The organism is Nostoc sp. PA-18-2419, assembly GCF_005869855.1.
In the GTDB taxonomy this organism is placed as follows: Bacteria; Cyanobacteriota; Cyanobacteriia; order Cyanobacteriales; family Nostocaceae; genus Nostoc.
Genome location: NZ_SZNH01000009.1, coordinates 18,667 through 39,948, shown reverse-complemented (window position 1 = coordinate 39,948; position 21,282 = coordinate 18,667). Strand labels below are relative to the sequence as shown.

General features: G+C 40.2%; 18 protein-coding genes. 9 read left to right on the top strand and 9 right to left on the bottom strand.

Annotation, left to right across the window (positions count from 1 at the left end):
* Positions 1-84: 84 nt before the first annotated feature.
* Positions 85-723, bottom strand: a complete 639-nt coding sequence (locus FCR06_RS11440; RefSeq protein ID WP_138499685.1) for a peroxiredoxin — start codon at positions 721-723, stop codon at positions 85-87.
* Between the two features lie 273 nt (positions 724-996).
* Between FCR06_RS11440 and FCR06_RS11435 the strand changes: the two genes are divergently transcribed.
* Positions 997-1,707, top strand: coding sequence for a hypothetical protein (locus FCR06_RS11435; protein ID WP_138499684.1), 711 nt, complete (start codon positions 997-999; stop codon positions 1,705-1,707).
* 5 nt (positions 1,708-1,712) lie between these two features.
* Here the strand turns inward: FCR06_RS11435 and hpsP are convergent, their stop codons facing one another.
* From hpsP to glmM, 7 genes are all read right to left on the bottom strand, one after another.
* Positions 1,713-2,894: a hormogonium polysaccharide biosynthesis glycosyltransferase HpsP gene (gene hpsP / locus FCR06_RS11430; protein WP_138499682.1), complete on the bottom strand. Its 1,182-nt coding sequence runs from the start codon at positions 2,892-2,894 to the stop codon at positions 1,713-1,715.
* A 46-nt stretch (positions 2,895-2,940) separates the two neighbouring features.
* Positions 2,941-4,116 (bottom strand): hormogonium polysaccharide biosynthesis glycosyltransferase HpsO, encoded by a 1,176-nt coding sequence (gene hpsO, locus FCR06_RS11425; protein WP_138499680.1) that lies wholly within the window; start codon positions 4,114-4,116, stop codon positions 2,941-2,943.
* Positions 4,117-4,180: 64 nt separating this feature from the next.
* Positions 4,181-5,161: a hormogonium polysaccharide biosynthesis glycosyltransferase HpsN gene (gene hpsN / locus FCR06_RS11420; RefSeq protein WP_138499678.1), complete on the bottom strand. Its 981-nt coding sequence runs from the start codon at positions 5,159-5,161 to the stop codon at positions 4,181-4,183.
* Between the two features lie 76 nt (positions 5,162-5,237).
* Positions 5,238-6,401: a glycosyltransferase family 4 protein gene (locus FCR06_RS11415; RefSeq protein ID WP_138499676.1), complete on the bottom strand. Its 1,164-nt coding sequence runs from the start codon at positions 6,399-6,401 to the stop codon at positions 5,238-5,240.
* 11 nt (positions 6,402-6,412) lie between these two features.
* The gene (hpsL, locus tag FCR06_RS11410; protein WP_138499674.1) at positions 6,413-8,068 is read right to left on the bottom strand and encodes a hormogonium polysaccharide biosynthesis protein HpsL; all 1,656 of its coding nucleotides are present in this window, start codon (positions 8,066-8,068) and stop codon (positions 6,413-6,415) included.
* A 35-nt stretch (positions 8,069-8,103) separates the two neighbouring features.
* Positions 8,104-8,871 (bottom strand): glycosyltransferase family A protein, encoded by a 768-nt coding sequence (locus FCR06_RS11405; RefSeq protein ID WP_138499672.1) that lies wholly within the window; start codon positions 8,869-8,871, stop codon positions 8,104-8,106.
* A 219-nt stretch (positions 8,872-9,090) separates the two neighbouring features.
* Entirely contained in the window at positions 9,091-10,560 is a 1,470-nt protein-coding gene (gene glmM / locus FCR06_RS11400; protein WP_138499670.1) for a phosphoglucosamine mutase, read from the bottom strand.
* A 563-nt stretch (positions 10,561-11,123) separates the two neighbouring features.
* Here glmM and FCR06_RS11395 point away from each other — a divergent pair.
* The 7 genes from FCR06_RS11395 (at position 11,124) to FCR06_RS11370 (ending at position 18,290) form a co-directional block, all read left to right on the top strand.
* Positions 11,124-11,840 (top strand): heme oxygenase (biliverdin-producing), encoded by a 717-nt coding sequence (locus FCR06_RS11395; RefSeq protein ID WP_138499668.1) that lies wholly within the window; start codon positions 11,124-11,126, stop codon positions 11,838-11,840.
* A gap of 858 nt (positions 11,841-12,698) precedes the next feature.
* Complete coding sequence (locus tag FCR06_RS11390) at positions 12,699-13,766, top strand: metal ABC transporter substrate-binding protein (RefSeq protein WP_138499666.1); 1,068 nt, start codon at positions 12,699-12,701, stop codon at positions 13,764-13,766.
* Positions 13,767-13,784: 18 nt separating this feature from the next.
* Positions 13,785-14,636, top strand: a complete 852-nt coding sequence (locus FCR06_RS11385; RefSeq protein WP_138499665.1) for a metal ABC transporter ATP-binding protein — start codon at positions 13,785-13,787, stop codon at positions 14,634-14,636.
* 375 nt (positions 14,637-15,011) lie between these two features.
* Positions 15,012-15,161: a hypothetical protein gene (locus tag FCR06_RS32520; RefSeq protein ID WP_189523381.1), complete on the top strand. Its 150-nt coding sequence runs from the start codon at positions 15,012-15,014 to the stop codon at positions 15,159-15,161.
* A 57-nt stretch (positions 15,162-15,218) separates the two neighbouring features.
* Positions 15,219-16,076, top strand: coding sequence for a metal ABC transporter permease (locus FCR06_RS11380; RefSeq protein WP_138499663.1), 858 nt, complete (start codon positions 15,219-15,221; stop codon positions 16,074-16,076).
* Between the two features lie 260 nt (positions 16,077-16,336).
* Positions 16,337-17,143 (top strand): histidine phosphatase family protein, encoded by an 807-nt coding sequence (locus tag FCR06_RS11375; protein ID WP_223280105.1) that lies wholly within the window; start codon positions 16,337-16,339, stop codon positions 17,141-17,143.
* Between the two features lie 19 nt (positions 17,144-17,162).
* The gene (locus FCR06_RS11370; RefSeq protein ID WP_138499661.1) at positions 17,163-18,290 is read left to right on the top strand and encodes a cyclic nucleotide-binding domain-containing protein; all 1,128 of its coding nucleotides are present in this window, start codon (positions 17,163-17,165) and stop codon (positions 18,288-18,290) included.
* 341 nt (positions 18,291-18,631) lie between these two features.
* On the opposite strand, the gene FCR06_RS11365 is transcribed toward FCR06_RS11370, so the two are convergent.
* On the bottom strand, positions 18,632-20,545 hold the full coding sequence (locus FCR06_RS11365) for a protein kinase domain-containing protein (RefSeq protein ID WP_138499659.1): 1,914 nt from the start codon (positions 20,543-20,545) through the stop codon (positions 18,632-18,634).
* A gap of 163 nt (positions 20,546-20,708) precedes the next feature.
* Between FCR06_RS11365 and FCR06_RS11360 the strand changes: the two genes are divergently transcribed.
* Positions 20,709-21,197, top strand: coding sequence for a hypothetical protein (locus FCR06_RS11360; RefSeq protein ID WP_138499657.1), 489 nt, complete (start codon positions 20,709-20,711; stop codon positions 21,195-21,197).
* The last annotated feature ends 85 nt before the right edge of the window (positions 21,198-21,282 follow it).

The following is a 21,282-nucleotide window of genomic DNA, read 5'->3' as shown; positions in this document are numbered from 1 at the left end:
GTGACTTTATTTTTACGCAAAGAAACAAAGACGCCAAGATATAACTTTGCGCCTTTGCTTTTTTATCCGAAATCATTTTTAGATTTACTTGTTAGGCTGAGGAGTTAACCGCAGATAGGGTTTGACTTCCTCGTAACCTTTGGGGAATTTCTCTTTGAGGACTTCTGGATCTTTGAGTGAGGGGACAATTACAACATCCTCTCCATCTTTCCAGTCAGCTGGTGTCGCCACGCTGTAGTTATCAGTCAATTGCAGAGAATCAATCACCCGCAAAAGTTCGTCAAAGTTGCGTCCCGTGCTAGGGGGGTAGGTGAAAGTGAGACGGAGTTTTTTGTTGGGGTCAATTACGAAAACCGATCGCACTGTCACAGCTGCGTTGGCGTTGGGGTGGATCATATCATAAAGGTCAGAAACCTTGCGGTCTTCATCTGCCAAAATTGGGTAATTAAGAGTGGTGCTTTGAGTTTCTTCAATATCTCCTACCCAACCATTATGTGATTCAACATTATCAACGCTAAGTGCGATCGCTTTAACATTGCGCTTGTCAAATTCTGGTTTGAGCTTGGCAACTGTGCCGAGTTCTGTTGTGCAAACAGGTGTAAAATCAGCAGGGTGAGAAAACAGCACAACCCAGCTGTCACCTGCCCATTCGTAAAAATCGATATCGCCGTCTGTTGAGGCTTGCTTAAAGTTGGGTACTGTATCACCTAAATGGAGAACCATGTGAAATTCCCTGTAGTTAGAAAAGCATAAGTGTTCTACTTTGCCATCATGACACAAAACCCCTATTCCCCAATCGGGCTTTAGCGGTTTGAAACAAAATTTTAGGTTGTCAGCACTCCCGCATCAGGTACGAGGAGAAGGTCAAGATTAGTAAAAGAAATTAGGAATTAGCAATTGGGGATTGGAATTAAGTATTAGCTATTGGGTATTGGTAAGAATTCTCTCCCCAATCCCCATCCCCCACTCCTCACTCCCTAGCCCCTTTTAGTGACGATGATAGTAATATTTTTGCTTGTTGGTGTTATTCTCAGCACAACTGCGAGTTTTGTTTTTGGAATTCCGTGGTTGATGCCGATTTTCGGTGCTGCTGTACCCTATCCTATTTTCTTTTTAGAAGTGCGTCGTCAACAATATAAAAGTGCTTTTTGGTGGATGCTACTTTGGGGAGTGTTACAGAGTACTGCTGTAATTGTAGCAACGGCGATCGCCCCCCAAACAGCAGCAAAAGCTATCCTCCGTGGACAGTCATACACTATAGAAATGTTGCACTGGATTCGCACGGGAGAAGGTACAGAAGGTTCGCTAAGTTTATTTTTACCAGATCATTTATTGCAGTATGGAATTTTTTGTATCCTCTGCGTCGTTACCTTAAGTAGCGTGGCATTGATCTTCGGTACTTGGATGCTAAATTATATGAATTTTTATGTTGCACAATTGGTAAAACTGAGTGCTAAACCTTGGCTAGCAGCTATTTTAGGGTGGTATCCTTGGTCAATTCTGCGGATAATTGGGTTTATTGCAACGGGAGTGGCTTTAGCTGCATTAGGATTAAATCTATTAACTCGCATCAGAGGCGAAGTTCCTAAATCCGCATTTCCTAAATTTTATATGTTAATTGGGATTGGTTTTGTGATTGCGGATATTGTTGTGAAAGCAGTTCTAGCGCCTATTTGGCAAAAAATGCTGTTGTCTGCGTTGGGTTAAATTAATTAGTTTGCCAGAATTTCCTGGTAGGCTTGGATTGTTTGCTTGGCGATCGCATCCCAGCTAAAATTTATATAAGCATATTTGTGGGCGTTTAATCCCCGGCGTTGGCGTTCTGCGGGATTTCCCAAAGCTGCTTGTAGTAAATCTAGGAGTGCTTCAACTTCTGTTGTACCTACCCAACCAGACTGACTATCACGTATTTGTTCACAAATATGCACTTGGTCAGAAATGACTACGGGTATTCCTGCTAACATCGCTTCAGCTACAGCAATGCCAAAATTTTCATAGTAGGAAGGTAAGACGAACAAATCAGCAGCTTGTAGTAAACTAGCTTTTAATTCACCAGTTACAAAGCCAGTTATTGTAGTGTGCGATCGTAGTGGTGAATTTTTAATTTGGGATATTATCTTTTGCTCGTAATCTGGATCTTGAGGATTTGTCCCAGCTAAAACAAAATGAAACTGACAACCAACCGCTAATAGTTTTTCTAGCGCCGGAATCAACAAATTTAACCCCTTTTTTGGGTCAATTCGTGACATAAACAGCAGTAACGGCATATCCACAGGAATATTGAATTGCTGATGCACAATATCTCCCTTTTTTACCTTACTCACCTCCTGTTCTTTCACACCCAAAGGAATTACCAAATCTGGCGTCGAAACTCCAAATCGCTCTGATATTTTAGCTTCTTGCTCGCTAGTAAAATGAATCGCTGCCGCACCAGCTAAATTTTGACGTTCGATAATTGCCATATAAAGCTGTTTTAATTGCTTTTTTTTACGTAAATCAGCTGGATCGAGAGTACCCAAAGGACGCAAAATATAAGGTAATTTTTGCTGACGACAGATAATAGCCGCAGCACTACTTATGGGTGAAAATAAAGCATGAATATGTGCTAGGTCAAACTCGTGAGCATGACGTTTTAGCCATTTCACTAAATCTAGAGAAAATTTATAACGACGAAATGGGGCACAACGAAAGTAAACTATTTCATAACCATCTTGTTTAATTGGACGATTTAAAGGGACTTCTAAGGGAATTTGACCACTATCGCCATTACTATCAGTTGTGAGAATTGTAACTTCCACTCCCTCTTTTACCAAAGCTGGAGCTAATCCTAATACCATTTGACTAGGACCGCCATAAATCAGAGAAATTGAGGGAACAATTTGTAATATTTTCATTTTTTTATTTATCATTAGTCATTTATTATTCACTAAAGACCAATGACTAATGACTATTAACTAACTCTTGATAAAAATTAAATTGCTGCTTAGCTAAAGCTTTATTTGTGTATTTAATCATTGCTTTGTGATAACCTCTTTCGCCAAGAGTGCGAGCAAAATCTGGTTTTTCCATTAATTGAAGCAAGCAATTAGCAAGTGCTTGGCTATCACCTTCAGGAAAAATTAGACCAGCATCACCAATTACATAGGGAATTTCACCAGAATCAGAACCAATCACAGGTACTTGACAAGCCATAGCCTCAATTAGCACATGACCAAATTGTTCTTTCCAACCAACAGAAGTTAAGGTTTTAAATTTATAAGTTGTTTCTGAAGGCAGTACCAAAGTACTCATTAAATTGATGTAGTTCGTCACCTGATTATGGGGGACGCTTTCTACCAAAATTAACCGTTCTTTAATATTATTTTCTATCGCAATTTTGGTTAGTTCAGCTTGTAATTCTCCTCGTCCCAATAAAAGTAATTTCCAAGGTTGATTTTTTAAACTCACTAAAGCTTTTAAAAGCGTTAATAACCCCTTTTCTGGGACAAAACGCCCGACAAAACCCACTATAAATTCTTCTTTTTTAATACCTAAACTAGTTGCTAATTCTGGTTGTGCTTTGGGAGTAAATAAACGTTCATCTACACCTAATTGCGGCATAACTTTGATTACTCCTTGATATCCACGTTGTCGCAAAACTTCTGCCCCATCCTGATTACCAGAAATAATTCCGTGGCTATGGTTAAGGTTATATTTTTCTAATAAAGCAACTGGTAATTTGAGTTCATACGGTAGATTCCACCAGGTAAAAAACACGTTTTTGGCCTTAAAACCTAAAAGTTTATTTAGAGTAATCATCTGAGTGTAAGCTAATCCTCTAGACCCTTGTTCTACCTGGATGATTTGGGGCTGAAATTGTTTTAATAAAGATATCAAATCAGTACCAAAGGTAAGAAGTCCCTGATGATTTTGACTGAAGTTAGAAACCGGAACTATTTTAAATGATCCTTCATCACGATATTCAGTTTCAATGATTTTGTTTTGCACACCACCAGGATTCCAACGCTTTGGAACTACAACTGTTACTTCAATGTCAGGTTCTAATTGAGATAAAGCGCGTAATTTTTCACAGTTGAGGTCTACAATATAAGTGTGACTAGCAACTAAAATTTTCATTTTTATTTGTTATTTGTCATTGGCCGTTAGTTATTTTTCTCCTCATCTGCCTAATGCTCAATGCTTATACTTTTTGATCCAAATGAGTATAAATCTGACCATCATTCCATACTGATTGGATGACAGTACCCAAGGCTTTGAAAAAGCCCAAAGTGTAAAAAATACCGCGAGTGATAATTTTGATTGGGGAACCGCTTTTATGGCAAGGTGGGCGTCCCAAGACGTGACAATCAAATAAACGGGCGTATAAGCGTAAAGCTTGAGTAACAGTGAGGTTTTTCAGCCCCAATAAAAAATGGTTGTGGTAAAACGTGAGTTGATATTTAAGCGATCGCATACTAATATCATGACAACCACCCGTCTCTTCACCTAAATGCACTAAGTGAGCTTCTGGGTCATACCAAATCTTATATCCGGTTTCTCGCACCCGCAAACAAAAATCTGATTCTTCGCGCACAGCACTACCGCGAAATCTCTCATCAAAACTCAGTCCATACTTAGTAAAAATTTCGCGACGAAAAGACATATTACAACCCCTTGCTGTCAATACTTGCTGGGGTTTTATAGTATGTACTAAATCAATATGATACCAAGCAATTCCTGGGTCCATAGCTTCGGGAGGCAAATATTCAATCTCTAAATCTCCTCCAGAATCACCCAATTTCATTCTGTCAAATACCCGTCCAGCAACAGCCCCCACCTCTTGATTTTGCAAATAATTTTTTGCATGGGCTGCTAACAATCCAGGTGTTAGCTGAACATCATCATCAATAAATAATATTATTTCACCAGATGACCGCCGTACAGCATAATTACGCGCCCCAGGCAAACTCGCCCAATCTAACTGCAACCATTTAATTTTATCTGCCGCCGCCATTTGTTCTAAGTAAGCTTGAATTTCTGGTTGGTGTTTTGCAGTTTGATCTACTACTAAAACTTCAAAATTCGGATAGTCCTGTTTGAGTACATCTACAATGCTATCCCGTAGCGGTTCCTCCCGACCATATGTCGGGATAACCACGGTAATTAAAGGCCAATTATTCATAATTTTTATTAAGTAATTTTACTATTTTAATAGTCATTGGTCATTAGTTTTTCTCCCCATCTCCCCTTATCCCCACCTATTTTATACCTCCTCCTGCTGCCGCATATAAATTATCAAATAACTCATTTTGCTTTTGGGAATTATGTACAATTTGCGCTTGAGCTAATGCTCCGGCACTTAAAAATTCATAATGTTCTCGTTTATCACTTCTCTCAAGAAATTGCATGATTTGTTGTAATGCTTGCTCTGCTAAATAGTCGTAGGTACTATTGACAATTTCCCAATATTCATTGGTTTTGGTTTTTTCTCCGTGCAGCCAATTAGCCCAGTGCTTTATGTCATTAATTGGTAATTCTAAAATATAGCCATTTTCGTTATGACGAATGAATTCTGGTAAGGCACATACATTTGTTGTAATTGCTGGAGTGGCAACAGAAAAACCTTCGATAATACTATAGCCATAGGTATCATGTAATGTAGGCATTAATTGAAAATGACTCTCGGATAGTAACTCAAGAACTTTTTCATTAGGAAGATTTTTATGAAAGACAACGTTATTTAAATTTAGTAGTTTTAAATCTGCTGAATATTTGTTGCGATCGGGGAAATCAGTCGGGACTCCTGAACCATGTCCTAGTTCAGAAACTATATGTATGGTAATAGGTAGAGCTAATTTCTCAGCTTTTTTCGCTAGTCTTAAAGCAACAATTCCACCTTTACGGGCAACGTGGTTTCCAATAAATACCAGTTGGAGATTTTGGTCTTCCTGATAAAGTTTTGATTGGTTAGTCCTGATGGGAAAGTTTGGATGAATCACATCCACTTTCTGATTTACCTTTTCTTCTATACTCCAACCTTGTATTCGCTTAGTTAATCTCAACTTGGCATAATCAGAAATAGCAATAATTTTTTGGCAATTTTCTAATGCCAAGCGATTATTTAATAATTCATAAATTGCTGCTTCACCTTGATTTTTCGGATTTCTATATAAAACACGATGATCCTCAAAGGTGAGAAACCAAGGTTTATTTGTATAGAGAATTCTGTTGAAAGAATGAATAGCTTGATATCTTTCCCATAAAGGTTGCCAGGGAATAAAACTAGCTAAAGGATACCAAATTTTTTCTATGGGATATCTGCCCGCCGGAAAAGGCTTAGGACGAATGAGTGTATGCCGAGAATTACGAGGTAGGTTAGGAATGCTGAGGTGTTTTTGACCTCCTATAATAACTTTTACCATTTTGATTGCATTTAAATTGTTTTTAGACGTTTTCTCTTGTTTTTTTGCTTCGGGTCGGCATCTTCTCGATCTTGTTTTTCTAGTTCTGGTAATTTAAAAAGAACTCCCGCAAAAAACCAATAATAGACAGCAACTGGATCGACATCTAAAGGATAGTAGTAAGTGTTATAGCTAATAAACAATATAAACACCCATAAAGCTGCTCCGTAACTGCGGAAATTACGGTTTTTTATCGAGCGATAGGTTTTAAAGGCAATAATTGTTAAAGTAGTGACTAAACCCAAAAATGCTAGTACTCCAACAATTCCAATTTCATAAAGTACTTTGGGGTAATAGGTTTCTACCAACTTAGTTTTACCCATTGCACGGGCAGAGTTAGTTGCTCGACCTAAACCACTTCCCAATGGCCCATCTACGTTTTTCCAATTCTCTTCAAATTGTTGAACGATAAAATCTTGAGGTGGTGATGCGTCCCAGCGACTGGTAAAACTCTCGGTTCTTTCTTGCACAACAGCAGGGTTAGTCACCATTGCTATTCCCAAAACTAAAGCAAGTCCTATACCTATGGGGATAAATCGTTTGAGGTTGCCAATTTGTCCAGTGAGCAATAGCAAAATCCCGAAGCAGGTTGGTACTAAAGCTAAGGCGATTCTTTGCCCAGAGATTACAGCATTGATAAAGACTGTCACTAAAGAACCTAAACCGACCACCCGCCATATTAGCGAGGGATCGGTGAAGCCAGTAGCAAAGGTAAAAAAGGTGCTGGAAATTAAGAACCACGCCCATTGCCAAGGGGCTACAAATGTTCCTGGTAGACGAATCACTCCTTCTTCAGGACTATATAAGAGTGCTCCCCCAAAGTAACACCGGGCTTCTAGTGATGTGACAAATAGGGCATTTCCTTCAAGACCTCTAGTGCCTTTACATATACCAGTTAGTAATAAGAAGTATTGAATAAATCCCAGCACACAGCAAATTAGTATGAGGCCAATTTGGAGGCGCGATAGAAATAGAAAATCACGCTTATCGCGAATTAAATAGTAAGCACAACCAATTAAGGGGACATAGCCTAAAAGTACTTTCAGTCCCAAAATTCCCATTCCTAAGGGTATTTCTTTCTCTGCTTTTTCTAATAATCCCACGCTAGGCGGGTTAAACTGCTGGCCACCATTAACAAACAATAGCGTTAATAAACAGCAACCCAAAACAATATAAAGTGGAATTTTAAGGCCTTGGGGAATGATTATCGGTAGCCCTTGTTTACGGCAAGTCTGCCAAAGTCCAATAAGCGCTGGAATATAAAAAGCATCTTTAGCTAATTGGAGTATGGGACTATTACCTAAGTAGTAAGTGATAGTACCGCCAACAGGTACGTAAATGATAAAGGCATATAGGGCTTGGCGAGGATATTTGTAGGAAAGTGATATGATAATTATCCCCAAAACACCAGGAATTGCTGCTTTAATTCCAGCTACAAAAAAAAGTACAATGCCTAAGAAGACACCGCCAAAGGTGGCGGTGGTGAGTAAACTGGTGAGTTCTTTACGCGCTTGGGCTGCTTTGCGCTTTTTGGCTAACTGTTCTTTAAGGCTGAGGGTAGGAGTTTCCTTTTGAGCCTGCTTTTTCGAGTTTTTAGATCGCCGGGATTTTGACTTGATTTTCGGCATAGTAATGCTGTAGTCTTTCAGCCTCAAAGAATCTATTATAGTTGACAAATTTCTTTGGATTGCTGTAAGTCGTACAATCCGAATTCATCTCTTACTGATTGATTTAAGAATTTGCGATTAAAAATGCTAAATCTCAATCTTTTGGAATTATCAAAAAGATTTTCTCCTGTTTCTAAAATGTAAACTGCACCAGGAAATGGTAATGATTTAATGGCTTGGGCTTTGTTTTTTAAAATATCTCTGACTTTGGCATGGTCTATATAATATCTATAGTATCCATAGCCACGGTCGTATTCTGCAATCTGCGGCAAATCATTCAAATCATATCGAATAATATTACAAGTACCACACATTTTATAAAAATTGCTTCTTTTAAGATATATGTAACTACTGCCTTCTTGATATTTATAACCTTTGTTTAAAAACCATCCATTAGAATCAGGGTGTTGTTCAATAAATTTGGCTAACTTTTTACTAACACAATCGTCAGCATCAACTGTCATAGTGTGAGTAGGAGAAAATTGATGTGCATAAATCAATCCTTTTAATATTTTCCGTCCTTTATCTGTGTCTCCTTTAGCTACAGGGTCAGTCTCCTTTGGAGGTGAAAAATTAACTGTAATGTATGTAATCTGGGAATGAGTGAATTCTATTTTAGGCTTTTCGTGACAAACAACAATAACGTGAAAATTAAGAGAAGTTTGATTACAAACTGATTTCAGACATCTTTCAAATAATTGTGTAACACGCTCCCAAGAATTGGAAACTTGCGCGCTTTTGAGTGGAATAACAAAAACAAGCACTAAATTATATGAGATTAAATAACTAAGAATCTTGAAGCAAATAATAACATATTCAGACTACGCTAGGACAAATTATTGCGATGGAGTCAGTTTTTGTAATCAGTAATTAGACAAACACAATCTAATAATTTTACAGCTTCTACAGATAACCAAGGCTAGCTAATCTCTAGAAGCTATGATCAAAGTTGGCGTTTTTTAAACGCTGAGATATTAGCGAAGTTAGTCCATCAGATGTTGCTCGACTTTCGAGACTAATTCATTTGTCCAGTGGTTGGTAAGTTCGGCATTAACAGCTTCGACCATAACTCTGATTACTGGTTCTGTACCAGAGGCGCGAACTAAAATTCTACCAGAATCACCCATTGCAGCCTCAGCAAGAACGATCGCTTTTTGCAGAGGTTGGCAATCTTGCCATCCTAAACGGCGATCGCGATCTGTAACTCGCACGTTCCGCAATAATTGAGGATAGGTCTGGAAACTTTGCTCTACTAATTCTGCTAGGGAAACATTGGCCTGTTTTACCAAAGCCGCTAGATGTAAGGCTGTTAATAAGCCATCCCCAGTTACGGCATAATGCCGGCAAAGTATGTGACCCGACTGTTCGCCGCCTAGCATTCCCCCAGTCCGCACCATTTCGGCTTGCACGTATTGGTCGCCGACTGCGGTGCGAATCAATTTACCACCAATTTCTTGCCAAGCTTTCTCAAAGCCTAAGTTAGCCATGACTGTAGATACAATCAAGTTATCCGGCAGTTGTTGGTTTTGTTGTAGGTGGCGTCCCCAGAGGTAGAGAATGTAATCGCCATTAACTTGCCTGCCAGTATTATCTACTGCTAAGACGCGATCGGCGTCGCCATCAAAGGCAAAGCCTAAGTCGGCGTTGTGTTCTTGTACCGCTGCTGCCAGAATATCTAAGTGAGTGGAACCACAGTTAACGTTAATGCGATCGCCATCTGCTTCATTATGCAAGCAAATTACCTCTGCACCCATCTGTGTAAATACTGTTGGTGCTAATCCTACTGCTGCTCCCCATGCCAAGTCTAAAACAATCTTCATTCCTTGAAGATTCAGGTTACTAGCCAAGGGTTTTTTTAATGCCTCGCCATAATGGCTAATTAACTCCAAACGTGAGTAATGCCGTCCACAATTATTCTCAGTAGCAGTTGATATCTTGCCACGCAGTCCCGCTTCAATTTCTGCCTGCAATAATTGAGGTAACTTCCCACCATCTGCACCAAAAACCTTAATGCCGTTGTCCTCTGGAGGGTTGTGACTAGCAGAAATCATCACTCCACCTATGGCATCAGTCATACTAGTAAGATAGGCGACACAAGGAGTGGGACATAATCCCAAATACCAAACCTCTAACCCCGCTGCTGTTAACCCTGCACTCAAAGCCATTGCCAGCATATCGCTGGAGTTTCGAGAATCCTGTCCGAGAATTACTGGTCCTATACCAGTAGCATGATTACGTAAAACAATACCCGCCCAAAAACCAATTTGCAATGCTAACGGCGCACTCAGTAATTCTCCAACTCGCCCGCGAATACCATCTGTGCCAAATAACTGATTTGCTGGTAGCGGTAGTAAATTCAGTGCAAAACTGCTCTCAATTCCTTTGCTCAATCCATTAGCTTCAAAACCAGAATTCCCAGGAATCGCTGATGTCCGAGTTACAGATGAAACCATATTTTTAAACACTCCACACAACAAACAAAAAAATAGCACTTGAGACTTGATTCAGCAATTTCAACATTCTTTAATTTTCTTGATAAATTTATTCAAGATCAAGTTAATTTTACGTAAAACTACTTAACTAATAAACTGATAATTGTAAATTCTTCATGAAGTTAGTATTTATTTTTACGTTACTAGTAAAGTTTACTTATTTTAGCTAATTCTTTCTTTTGTCCCCTCTATCTTAGTCTTGAGTCTTATAGAGTATGAGTTCACAAATAAAAATTATCTTAATGCTTAGTAATAAATACTGCTTCTATAAAATATTGAGTTTTTCGCAAACCTGAGAATATAAAGCAAAGTTTAGCTGAGAAAAACAAAAAATCAAAATATTAGGAATATAAAGTTATCATTTTTAAGTATTTTTTTGTGTAAAAAGCTACAAAAATCTTAGAGCTTAAAAAATTTTAATATAAATTCTCATCAAATAGTTTTAAGGTAACGTTTTAATGGCTTTTTTAGCCGTTCGTCAATTAAAACTCGGCAGTTGACTTTTTAAAGTTGAGAAATTTAGTATGAGCAGCAATTTAGCAACCAAATTACGTGTAGGTACTAAAAAAGCCCACACGATGGCAGAAAATGTAGGTTTTGTCAAGTGCTTTTTAAAAGGAGTAGTCGAGAAAAACTCTTACCGCAAACTAGTTGCTAACTTCTACTTCATCTACTCAGCGATGGAAGAGGAGATGGAAAAGCACCGCCAGCATCCAATTGTTTCTAAAATTAACTTTCCACAGCTAAACCGCAAGCATACCTTAGAGCAAGACCTGAATTATTACTTTGGTGCGAACTGGAGAGAGCAAATCCAACTATCTCCCGCAGGTGAAGCTTATGTACAGCGGATTCGGGAAATATCTGCAACTGAACCAGAACTGTTAATTGCCCATTCATATACTCGTTACCTGGGTGACTTATCTGGGGGACAGATTCTCAAAGGCATTGCTGTAACAGCAATGAATTTGTCTGATGGGCAAGGAACCGCCTTCTATGAATTTGCAGATATCTCTGATGAAAAGGCATTTAAAGCCAAATATCGTCAGACTTTGGATGAATTACCCTTAGACGATGCTACGAGCGATCGCATTGTTGATGAAGCTAACGCCGCTTTTGGCATGAACATGAAGATGTTCAATGAATTGGAAGGTAATTTGATTAAAGCGATCGGTGTAATGCTGTACAATAGCCTCACACGGCGTCGTACACGCGGTAGTACTGAACTTGTTACTGCTGAGTAGTGAGTAGTAAATGCGGAGTGTGGAGTGTGGAGTAATCAGTACTAAGTAGTAAAGGCGGAGTGTGGAGTGTAGAGTCATCATTCCAGACAGCTTGATGAAAGATAATTTATAGACGTTTGTGGGTAAAGAGCAATTACCAAAAACGCTCAAAATATTTAGGGGCAATAGCCTTGTGAATGCTTTCTATTTGTGAAAGCAAGCATGGGGAAGTTGCCCCTCAATTGTGATTGAAGAAGTTATATTATCTTCGGCAAATTATTTACAGCAGATTGCAAGTAAGTGCTGACTTTTCACGGGGAGTCCTAAAACCTCTGTCAACACAGGGGTAGGGTGTGGCTAAGTAGGGTGTAGGGAAAAACTTAATTTATGTAACAAAATTTTTATAGTGACTCCCAGTTAAGTTAGGTATAGAACTAATGTTTTTTTAACGCAGAGGGCGCAGAGTCAAGCGCAAAGGTACGTAGCGAAAAGGCTTTTCAAGACAGAGGTTTGCCTAATTTTATCAATGTATTAAGTACCTCAGTAGATTAGGAAACGCTATAAGATTTTGAATAGTTATTATTAACTATTGAATTTAGATGCCAGCTTGATGCTCAATAATTAAAGAATTAAGCAGTTATCGTGATAATAAGTAGTATATGAAAACGTAATTAGCAATTTGTATATGATGAAATTACATCTATCTGAAGAAAGAATTTAATTAGTAATCAAAAAACCAGAGTTAATTCTCAAAGTAGATATATCTTAAAAAAATCTAAAAATTACTTTAATATCCCCTACTAGGGCATTGCATTAATTATGAGAAAAAAGATGTACTGAATAAGTAATTTGACAATCAAAAATTTATTACTTTAGGGAATGAAAATCTCTGCGTTGCTATTAGCACTTGGTCTGGCACTGACCGCTTGTAATGCGCCTCAAAATACAGCAGTATCACCTACTCCTTCGGAAAGTAGTGCGACTGCACAACCTGTACAGAACCAAAGCAAAAGTAAAGCTTTAGTTGTGACAACGGTAGCTCCGTTAACAAATATAGTAAGTAATATTGCAGGCGATCGCCTTGAAGTCAAAGGTATCATTCCCGAAGGTACTGACTCCCACACCTTTGAACCACGTCCTAGCGATGCCGATCTGCTGTCTAAGGCTAACTTAATTATCGCCAATGGACTCCACTTGGAAAGCCCAACGGAAAAACTAGCAAAAGCTTCTAAACCTCAAAAAACAAACATTTATGAGCTAGGTAGCAATACTATCACTGAAAGTCAGTGGATTTACGATTTTAGCTTTCCCAAAGAAAAGGGAGACCCTAATCCCCATTTATGGGTAAACCCCAAGTATGCTGAAGCTTACGCTAAACTAGCTGCTAACCAGTTAACACAGTTAGATCCCGAAGGTAAAGAATACTATGACAAAAATTTGAAAAACTACTTACAACGCCTCGACGCGCTGGACAAAGTAACGCGAGAAGTCGTGGCTAGTATCCCAGCAAAAAATCGTAAACTTCTGACATACCACGACTCTTGGGCTTACTGGGCCAGAGAATATGGCTTCCAGGTAATTGGTGCTATCCAACCTTCGGATTTTAAAGAACCTTCTGCTCAAGACGTTGCCAAACTCATCGATCAAATTCGGAAAGTAGGCGTACCTGCGATTTTTGGTTCTGAGGTATACCCGAGCAAAGTAGAAGAACAAATTGCCCGTGAAGCAAAGATAAAAACAGCTAATACAGCTGATGACGAATTACCAGGCACTGGTTCGGCTAATGCAATCGAAAATACCAATCCTCAACACACTTACATTGGCATGATGGCAAACAATTTGCGAATCATTGCCGAAAATTTAGGGGGCAATCCCAAGCTGGTTGACAAGCTGAACACTACCAATGTCGTTGGCCCGACTGCAACTGCGGTGACAACGACTCAGTAGTACTTACTAAATAAGTGCATGGAACCAATACTAGAAATTAGAAATCTCACTTGTGGTTTTCAAACTCAACCAGTTTTGACAAACGTCGATTTGCTCCTCTATCCTGGGCAATTGTCTGGCTTAGTCGGGCCTTCGGGTAGCGGTAAAACCACTCTGATCAAAGCAATATTAGGGTTGGTTGAGCCTTGGGCTGGTGAAATTTGGTTTCAAGGAAAGCGCTTAAAGCCACGAACAGCGCCGCCAAAAGTCGGGTATGTACCCCAGGTAGAAACAGTAGATTGGAATTTTCCAGTCACAGCACTAGAAGTAGTGATGATGGGACGTTACCGCAAAAAGCAATTTTTGCCTTGGTCTTCACGACGCGATCGCCTTTTTGCCAAAGCACTCCTTGAGCGAGTCGGAGTGGCTCATGTCGCCCATCGACCAATTGGCGAATTATCTGGCGGACAACAACAACGAGTATTCATTGCTCGAGCATTGGTGGGAGAACCAGAAATTGTCCTTTTAGATGAACCAACTAGTAGTTCAGACTTGCGCGTGCAGCACGAATTGTTACACCTGTTAGCTGAACTAAATCAGCAGGGTTTGACAATTCTGCTATCTACCCATGACCTCAACTCTGTGGCAACTCATCTACCTTGGGTAGTGTGTTTCAATCATAACATCATTGCTCAAGGTCAACCTAACGACGTTTTTACTTCTGCTACCTTGAAAAAGACTTTTGGGGCAGAAATGGTGGTATTTCACCAAAGCGATCGCATTTTGATTGCTAATGAAGGCACTTCTTTGCGCCATCAAATGCAAGATAATTTACCGCAGATTTTGCGAACAGCACACTCTAACCACAATAGCCACAATCCTCAATCCTAATGTCTGCGGCAAGCTATGCCAACGCAAAAGTTACTCAGCGATCGCATCAGATGGAATAGTGAGCGATCGCTTTCTCATAATCACTAGTCCTATGGAAATCACTAAAGCAGAATCTCCATAGGGCTTAGTTTTCTGAAAGTATTCAGGGTTATAATAATATCCGTAAAGTCACTGAATTAAATCTGAAGCAGTATTATATTGTCATTTTAGATATTATTTAGTCTATTAAAGCTTCGATATGCGATCGCTCCGTTTGATTTTTATCAGTATCATTACTAATTTCTATTTGTTATAAATGTTGTTTTTCTGCGAAGGACTGTCTCTGTCTTGCTCTGTAGTATTCTAAGTTTGAACTCAGCCAGTTGTTATAGTTTCTTGGATAATTACGGAAAAGCGGATGCTGCACCACCATCAAAGCAGATAGATTTGATAGAGAAGCCATCGCTGATCCTCGTAGGTTGCGTTGACGTAACGAAATCCAACATTCATCAACTCAAACAAAGTGCGATCACCAACCTACCTTAGTCCGGTGAAATGACATAATCAAAACAACGACACGGATACCATTAAGATATTAAACACATGGAATTTCTGCTTAAACCTTTTCAGTACGAATTTTTTAGTCGTGCCGTTGCTGTTGGCATGATGGCGGGGCTATTGTGCGGTGTGATGGGTGTATATATTATCACTCGCCGTATGAGTTATATTGCTCACGGTCTTTCCCATGCAATTTTAGGAGGAGCAGTACTAAGTTACGTTTTAGGACTGAATTTTTATATTGGTTCTGGAATTTGGGGATTTGCAGCTGCCTTGCTGATCCAATATTTAACTGGACGCAAAGTTTATTCAGATGCAGCCATTGGTATAGTAACAACCGCTAGCTTTGCTTTGGGCGTCGCCGTAATCAGCACCTACCGGAAATTTAGTCAAAACTTTGAGGCGGCTTTGTTTGGTAATGTCCTCGGCGTTTCTCCTACTGATTTATGGTTCGTCAGTGGTGTCACAGTTGTGATTTTGAGCTTAGTTTTTTTGTTTTATCGCCCTTTGCTATTTTGGTGTTTTGATAGAGAAGTTGCTCAGGTTCATGGCGTACCTGTAGTGGCAATGGATACATTATTTGCTCTAATGCTAGCGACATTACTGGTGGCGACACTCAACGTCTTGGGAGTGACATTAATTATCTCTGCGGTGGTGATTCCTGCTTCCATTGCTCGATTGTTGAGCGATCGCTTTGCTTATGTAATTATAATTTCAGGAGTTTTAGGAGCAGCGATCGCATTTATAGGTATATACCTGAGCTACTACTTAGATATCGCCTCCGGAGCTAGTGTCGTCCTGCTGTCAACCTTAGTTTTCGGCTGCGTATTGCTTTGGAAGAGTTTTCAAAGTCGGCGCAAACGCTATGTACCGCCCCTTTCTTCACAACATTACCAAGGTTAGTTAAGCAAAATTTAGTACCTGAGACTTTGCTTTGGCACAATTCGTGTCTTACAGTTGAAGCTATGCTGATGAAAATTATCCAAGCTTAGATGCATAGCAGTTTGGCGTCAGACATTGCCTTTCAATCACCATTATTCACCCTTGGATCTCGGTTGTTGCAGTTCTGAGCATGAAGTTTTCTCAAGGAACTATTGATAAATTTGTAACTTAGTATTATTGTACTTTTACATAATTAGATTTGAAAATGTTCATTAACACTCGTGGCAAAAACTAGTAATATCAACTTGTCTGCTGTACAAAAGGATGATTATCCCGGACGAGCTTACTTTATTCGACATGGTGAAAGCACCAGTAACGAACGTAATATTTTTGCTGGAGTATTGGATGTTGATCTGACAGCATTTGGTAGGTTGCAGGCACGGCGTGCAGGTGTTGACATTAAGAAAAAAGGTGTGAAGTTTGATGCAGTATATGTCTCTCACATGAGGCGGGCGCGGCAAACTTGTGAAATCGCCCTTGCTGAAAGTCAAGCGCTGAAATCACCCGATATTCCTGTTGAAATCGACCATCGAATTAGTGAGAAATCCTTTGGCATCTTTGCGGGACGTAACTTGAATCTGCTGCGTCTTGCCCTTGGCTACGAAGGCTTTGAGGAAATGCTGCATTCACACAACGAAGCACCTCCGGCTGGCGAGAAGATTGCACAAGTTTACGGACGCGCTGCTTCTTTCTATGAGGAGCGGGTTGTACCGCACTTGAAACGGGGTGAAACTGTTCTAGTAGTGTGCCACCAATATGTATTGGAGCCTTTAGCACTTTATTTAAGTGATTTACCACCGACTGATTATAAACATCTGAAACTCCCTAACGGTAAAGCTCTCAGTGGTGAGGAGCTAGTCAAGTTTCGCAATAAGGAATCCGGCGGTACAGCTTCGGTGCGTAAACAGATCAACGATCTGTCAATTATGTGGGCAATTTTGCTTTATGCTGCTGCTTTCTTATTAGGAAGCTTGGTTAGGGCAGTAAGCGCTTCTGCTGTCGGAATTCCCTCAGAGCTATGTAGGTAGCGCGATCGTCCTGGCAGCGGTGTGGGGTGCAGATTTGGCGAGTCTAGCTACCGGATTGGGCGTTAGCTGGATTGTAATTGGTTTGGCGCTTCAGGACACATTGGGTAGCATCATGTCTGGCATTGCGTTGCTTCTGGAACGCCCCTTCAGTGTCGGTGATTGGTTGCGCGTTGGCAATAGCGAAGACCAGGCGATCGAAGGGCAGGTAATTGATATCAATTGGCGATCTGTTCGCCTGCTAACTCTCCAGCAGGAGGTAATTATCGTTCCCCATCAGTTCATTGGCAAAGAAATAATCCATAATTACAGCCAACCAGAACGCATTTACAACCAACGCATCAACATTGGCTTTTCCTACGATAGCCCTCCTAACCTCGTGAAGCAGGTACTAACAAGTACAGCTTTGGCTACACAGGGAATATTAGGCGAACCCGAACCAGAGAGCAAAACTACATCCTATGATGAGACTGCAATTATCTATGAAGTGGAATTCTTTATCAAAAACTTTGAGGATGTGGAGCAGATACTTGATAGGTTTATGACGCGAGTCTGGTACGCAGCGCAGCGAAACAACCTGACGCTATATCGCTACCGATACGAGTTAGCTGTAAAAGCTGCTGATAAGGCAGATAGTGCTGCAAGTAAGTTAAACCACTTGCATTCAATTCCCGGATTTATGCCTTTAACTAGGGAGCCGAAGAATTTGGATGACTTAGCTAAGGAAACTATTGTACAACAGTTCGGTGTGGGCGAGAAAGTTATCCGGCAAGGCGAGCCTGGTAAAGCTTTGTATATTATCATTGCGGGTCAGGCTCTAGTCACCGTCAAAAACGAGTTTGGCATGGAATTGGAGGTAATGACTATCTTGCGTGGTGAGTTCTTTGGTGAGATGGCACTGTTTACTGGGGAACCGAGTCCGGTATCAATCAAAGCAGTTGACGATTTGCAAGTTCTTGTTATCTACTCAGATGCTGTAAATATGATGATTGAACGTCAACCAAGCTTGGGACGTGAGATTAGTCAAATTATCGAAGCGCGAAGCAAAGCGGTAAGTATGGCTCAACAAGCAGATGTTTCGTCGAATGCTGAGGTTGAATCGCCTATTAGAAATTGGAAAAATATGCTAAATAACTTGAGTTCGGGTTAAAGGTAAGAAGGTAAAAACCAGTCCAAGGCTATGTTCCTTAGGTTGATAACAATAAGCAATTAATCCGCATAAAAGGTTAAGGGAAAAATTCACAGGACTACGATGTCTGGAATGTTCTATTTTATGGACTTACGCAACTGGCACAGCGCGATCGCAACTTAATAGTATAAAAGTATTACCAAGAGATAATTTCAGTGATTGGCTCTTGCTTGAATTACTAAAATACCTGAAACCCCACCCTGCAAAAGCTGTGCTTTAGCTCCCCTAAGAACTTGCTCTTAGGGGTTGGGGGTGGGATTCTTTTATTATGCGTAATTTGGCAGACATGACGAACTTTGACATTACAAACTGCCTTTATGAGTTTCTATAGTTGCAGGTTGCTTAGTATTGGTAAGTTCTTTTTTAGAATTTTTCTGATTACTTTGATTATCTGTTTTAGGTAGTACTTGTTTAGCGAGATTTTCAGCGGCTTCTTGAAATAATGGTTCTATTTTATTTCGCCAATATTGAGTATTGGGCAGTTTTTCTGGATGGTTTCTATAATCTAAAACTTTATCCCATTTACCATCATCTATTGCTTTGTTAATCTCATTAGATAATGCCTCCGCCTTACTCCAATCTTGTTGCCACTGGGTAATGACTTTACCTGTTTCTTGGATATCAGAAGCAGCCTTTGTCGGAATTGATTTTAAAAGTGCGATCGCTCCAACTAAATCTCCGGATTCATACTTATTTCTTGCTTGCTCTAAAATCTGGGCACTATTATCGCTAGGCTGCGATCGTTCTAATTTTCCAGTAGCAACAGTTGAGGCTTTTGATTTTTCTGGTGATGAAGTTACTACATCCTGAGATTTTGGTTTTGCCTGGGGAATTGGTCGAGTACTAATTAAGKTATTATCATCTATTGTCTTAGTTGCAATACCTTTTTCCCGCAGGCAAGAAGCCGATTGTTGTTTATTGGCTATCACATCTGGGTGCGCCCAAGCCAAACGTCCTGATTTGAGTTTAACTTCTATCCAGCCTCGTTTTGTTTGCTTGCCTGTTACCTCGAAGCTGGTATTATCACCAACGGTTTGCAAAATATTATCAGAATTTATCGAACTAGGTTCAGAACGGATATTAGAATTTCCGACAACAATAGCCGAGCATTTGTTTACTAAAGCGCTATCATTACCTGTAAAATTAGCAGCTAAATTTTTCACATTCGGATATACATTTGCGACTAAAGCAGCTGCACCACCTGCCAACAATATACCAATTAATATCGGCCATGGGTCGGATTTGCTAGAGTTCTGAGGGACAGGCCTCGGGGGAACATGATTTGCGGGTGCAACTGCAATAGTGTGCTGGTGAGATACTGGTTGGGGTCGGGATTTGGCTGCTTGGTAGCTGAAATTTTTAGCAGATTCTTGAGGTATGGAAAGTGCAGCTACAGGATTAATCACCTCTTGACATGCTTGCAGTGCTTCTGTAGCACTTTGGTAGCGGTCTTTGAAGTGATAACGCACCATCTTACTCAACACTGCTGCTAGACGATGGTTCACGGTTACTGTATGACGCCAGATGATTTCCCCCGTTTCCGGGTCTTCTTGTAATTCTGTTGCTTGCAACCCTGTTAATGCTTGAATAGCAATAATTCCAAGGGAATAAATATCACTGTTGGGGCGGGGTTTACCTTGTCCTTGTTCTGTGGGCATATAGCCAGGAGTGCCGATAACCACTGTAGCAGAAGGCTGTCCGCCAACTGTCACCAGTTGTGTACGCAGTTGCTTCACTGCCCCAAAATCTACTAAAACTAACTTATTATCTAAGGTGCGACGGATGATATTATCTGGTTTGATGTCGCGGTGAATCACACCTTGGCGATGGACAAAATCGAGAATTCCCAGAACTTCCTGCAACAATTGAATTACTTGGCTTTCACTCCAGCGCTTACCAGCTAAAAGTTCCTCAGCTAAGGTATGTCCTTCAATATATTCTTGTACTAAATAGAATTCTTGGTTTTCGTCAAAGTAAGCCAGTAGTCTGGGTATTTGGTCATGATAACCGAGTTTTTCTAAAGTTTCGGCTTCGTTATTGAATAGGCGCTTAGCTGTATCAAAAACTCTGGGGTCAGTTCCGGGTTTGAGGTGCTTGACAACGCAAATAGGGTTACCTGGCCGCCTAGTATCTTCCGCAATGTAGGTTTGACCAAATCCTCCCGTAGCGAGGACTCGAATTATTTGGTAACGATGGTCTAGTAGCTTGCCTATCATATTCCCTCCCCAGAGCGATCGCCTAATTTTTCCACTAGTAATAAATATCTCCAAATTTTGTTTAATGAAATCCGCTATCTTGAGAAAAGATTTAGATTAAAAATATAGCTTTTTAATAAACGCAGACTGTTTATTTCTCTTTTAGTGCCCCTGTTTATTACCAATGCCACCTAAAATAACAAACTCAGTTGCATGGCAACAGGCTGAAATCCTCATGCAACCTGCTTTTATTCGCGTTATCGATAATATCCGCAAGCAGCTTGATGAATCTTCTTGGACGGGAACTTACCATGATGTCCTGATTTGGCCGCCTAGCACCACTGATGAAATCAAAGCATTGGTGAGTGAACTGTTGCAAGCAATGGAAACTGCAACACCCGAAGAAGCCGATGAAATCAGACACACTCTGGCTCGTCTGCCGATGCCCCATCCAGGATATCATTTACTTTTGCAGCGTCAACAGCAACAAGCGAGTATCGATTTATGGGAGTTGTGTTATCAAGTGTGTTTTATTGAATACAATCAACAGAAGGAAGCGGCTAATATTGATACTAGTTTGATTGATGAACTCGGTGAAGTGGATTGGCTGCGTTTGGATGCCAAGGCAAAGGAGTTAGTTGAGCAGGCGTTTGCCAGTTTACCTGAAAGTTGAAGCTTGGAGAATATAATTCTGCCGTTATACCAATAAAGCCTGTTGAACCTACAGTTTGTAGGAAGTAGTACGCAGCCTAATTACG

Bases quoted from the DNA above. Each gene is read 5' to 3' on its own strand.
- FCR06_RS11385 (WP_138499665.1), top strand. From the start codon at position 13,785: ATGGAACCAATACTAGAAATTAGAAATCTCACTTGTGGTTTTCAAACT.
- FCR06_RS11440 (WP_138499685.1), bottom strand. From the start codon at position 723: ATGGTTCTCCATTTAGGTGATACAGTACCCAACTTTAAGCAAGCCTCA.
- FCR06_RS11390 (WP_138499666.1), top strand. From the start codon at position 12,699: ATGAAAATCTCTGCGTTGCTATTAGCACTTGGTCTGGCACTGACCGCT.
- FCR06_RS11360 (WP_138499657.1), top strand. From the start codon at position 20,709: ATGCCACCTAAAATAACAAACTCAGTTGCATGGCAACAGGCTGAAATC.
- FCR06_RS11380 (WP_138499663.1), top strand. From the start codon at position 15,219: ATGGAATTTCTGCTTAAACCTTTTCAGTACGAATTTTTTAGTCGTGCC.
- hpsN (WP_138499678.1), bottom strand. From the start codon at position 5,161: ATGAATAATTGGCCTTTAATTACCGTGGTTATCCCGACATATGGTCGG.
- FCR06_RS11395 (WP_138499668.1), top strand. From the start codon at position 11,124: ATGAGCAGCAATTTAGCAACCAAATTACGTGTAGGTACTAAAAAAGCC.
- hpsO (WP_138499680.1), bottom strand. From the start codon at position 4,116: ATGAAAATTTTAGTTGCTAGTCACACTTATATTGTAGACCTCAACTGT.
- glmM (WP_138499670.1), bottom strand. From the start codon at position 10,560: ATGGTTTCATCTGTAACTCGGACATCAGCGATTCCTGGGAATTCTGGT.
- FCR06_RS11415 (WP_138499676.1), bottom strand. From the start codon at position 6,401: ATGGTAAAAGTTATTATAGGAGGTCAAAAACACCTCAGCATTCCTAAC.
- hpsP (WP_138499682.1), bottom strand. From the start codon at position 2,894: ATGAAAATATTACAAATTGTTCCCTCAATTTCTCTGATTTATGGCGGT.
- hpsL (WP_138499674.1), bottom strand. From the start codon at position 8,068: ATGCCGAAAATCAAGTCAAAATCCCGGCGATCTAAAAACTCGAAAAAG.
- FCR06_RS11435 (WP_138499684.1), top strand. From the start codon at position 997: ATGATAGTAATATTTTTGCTTGTTGGTGTTATTCTCAGCACAACTGCG.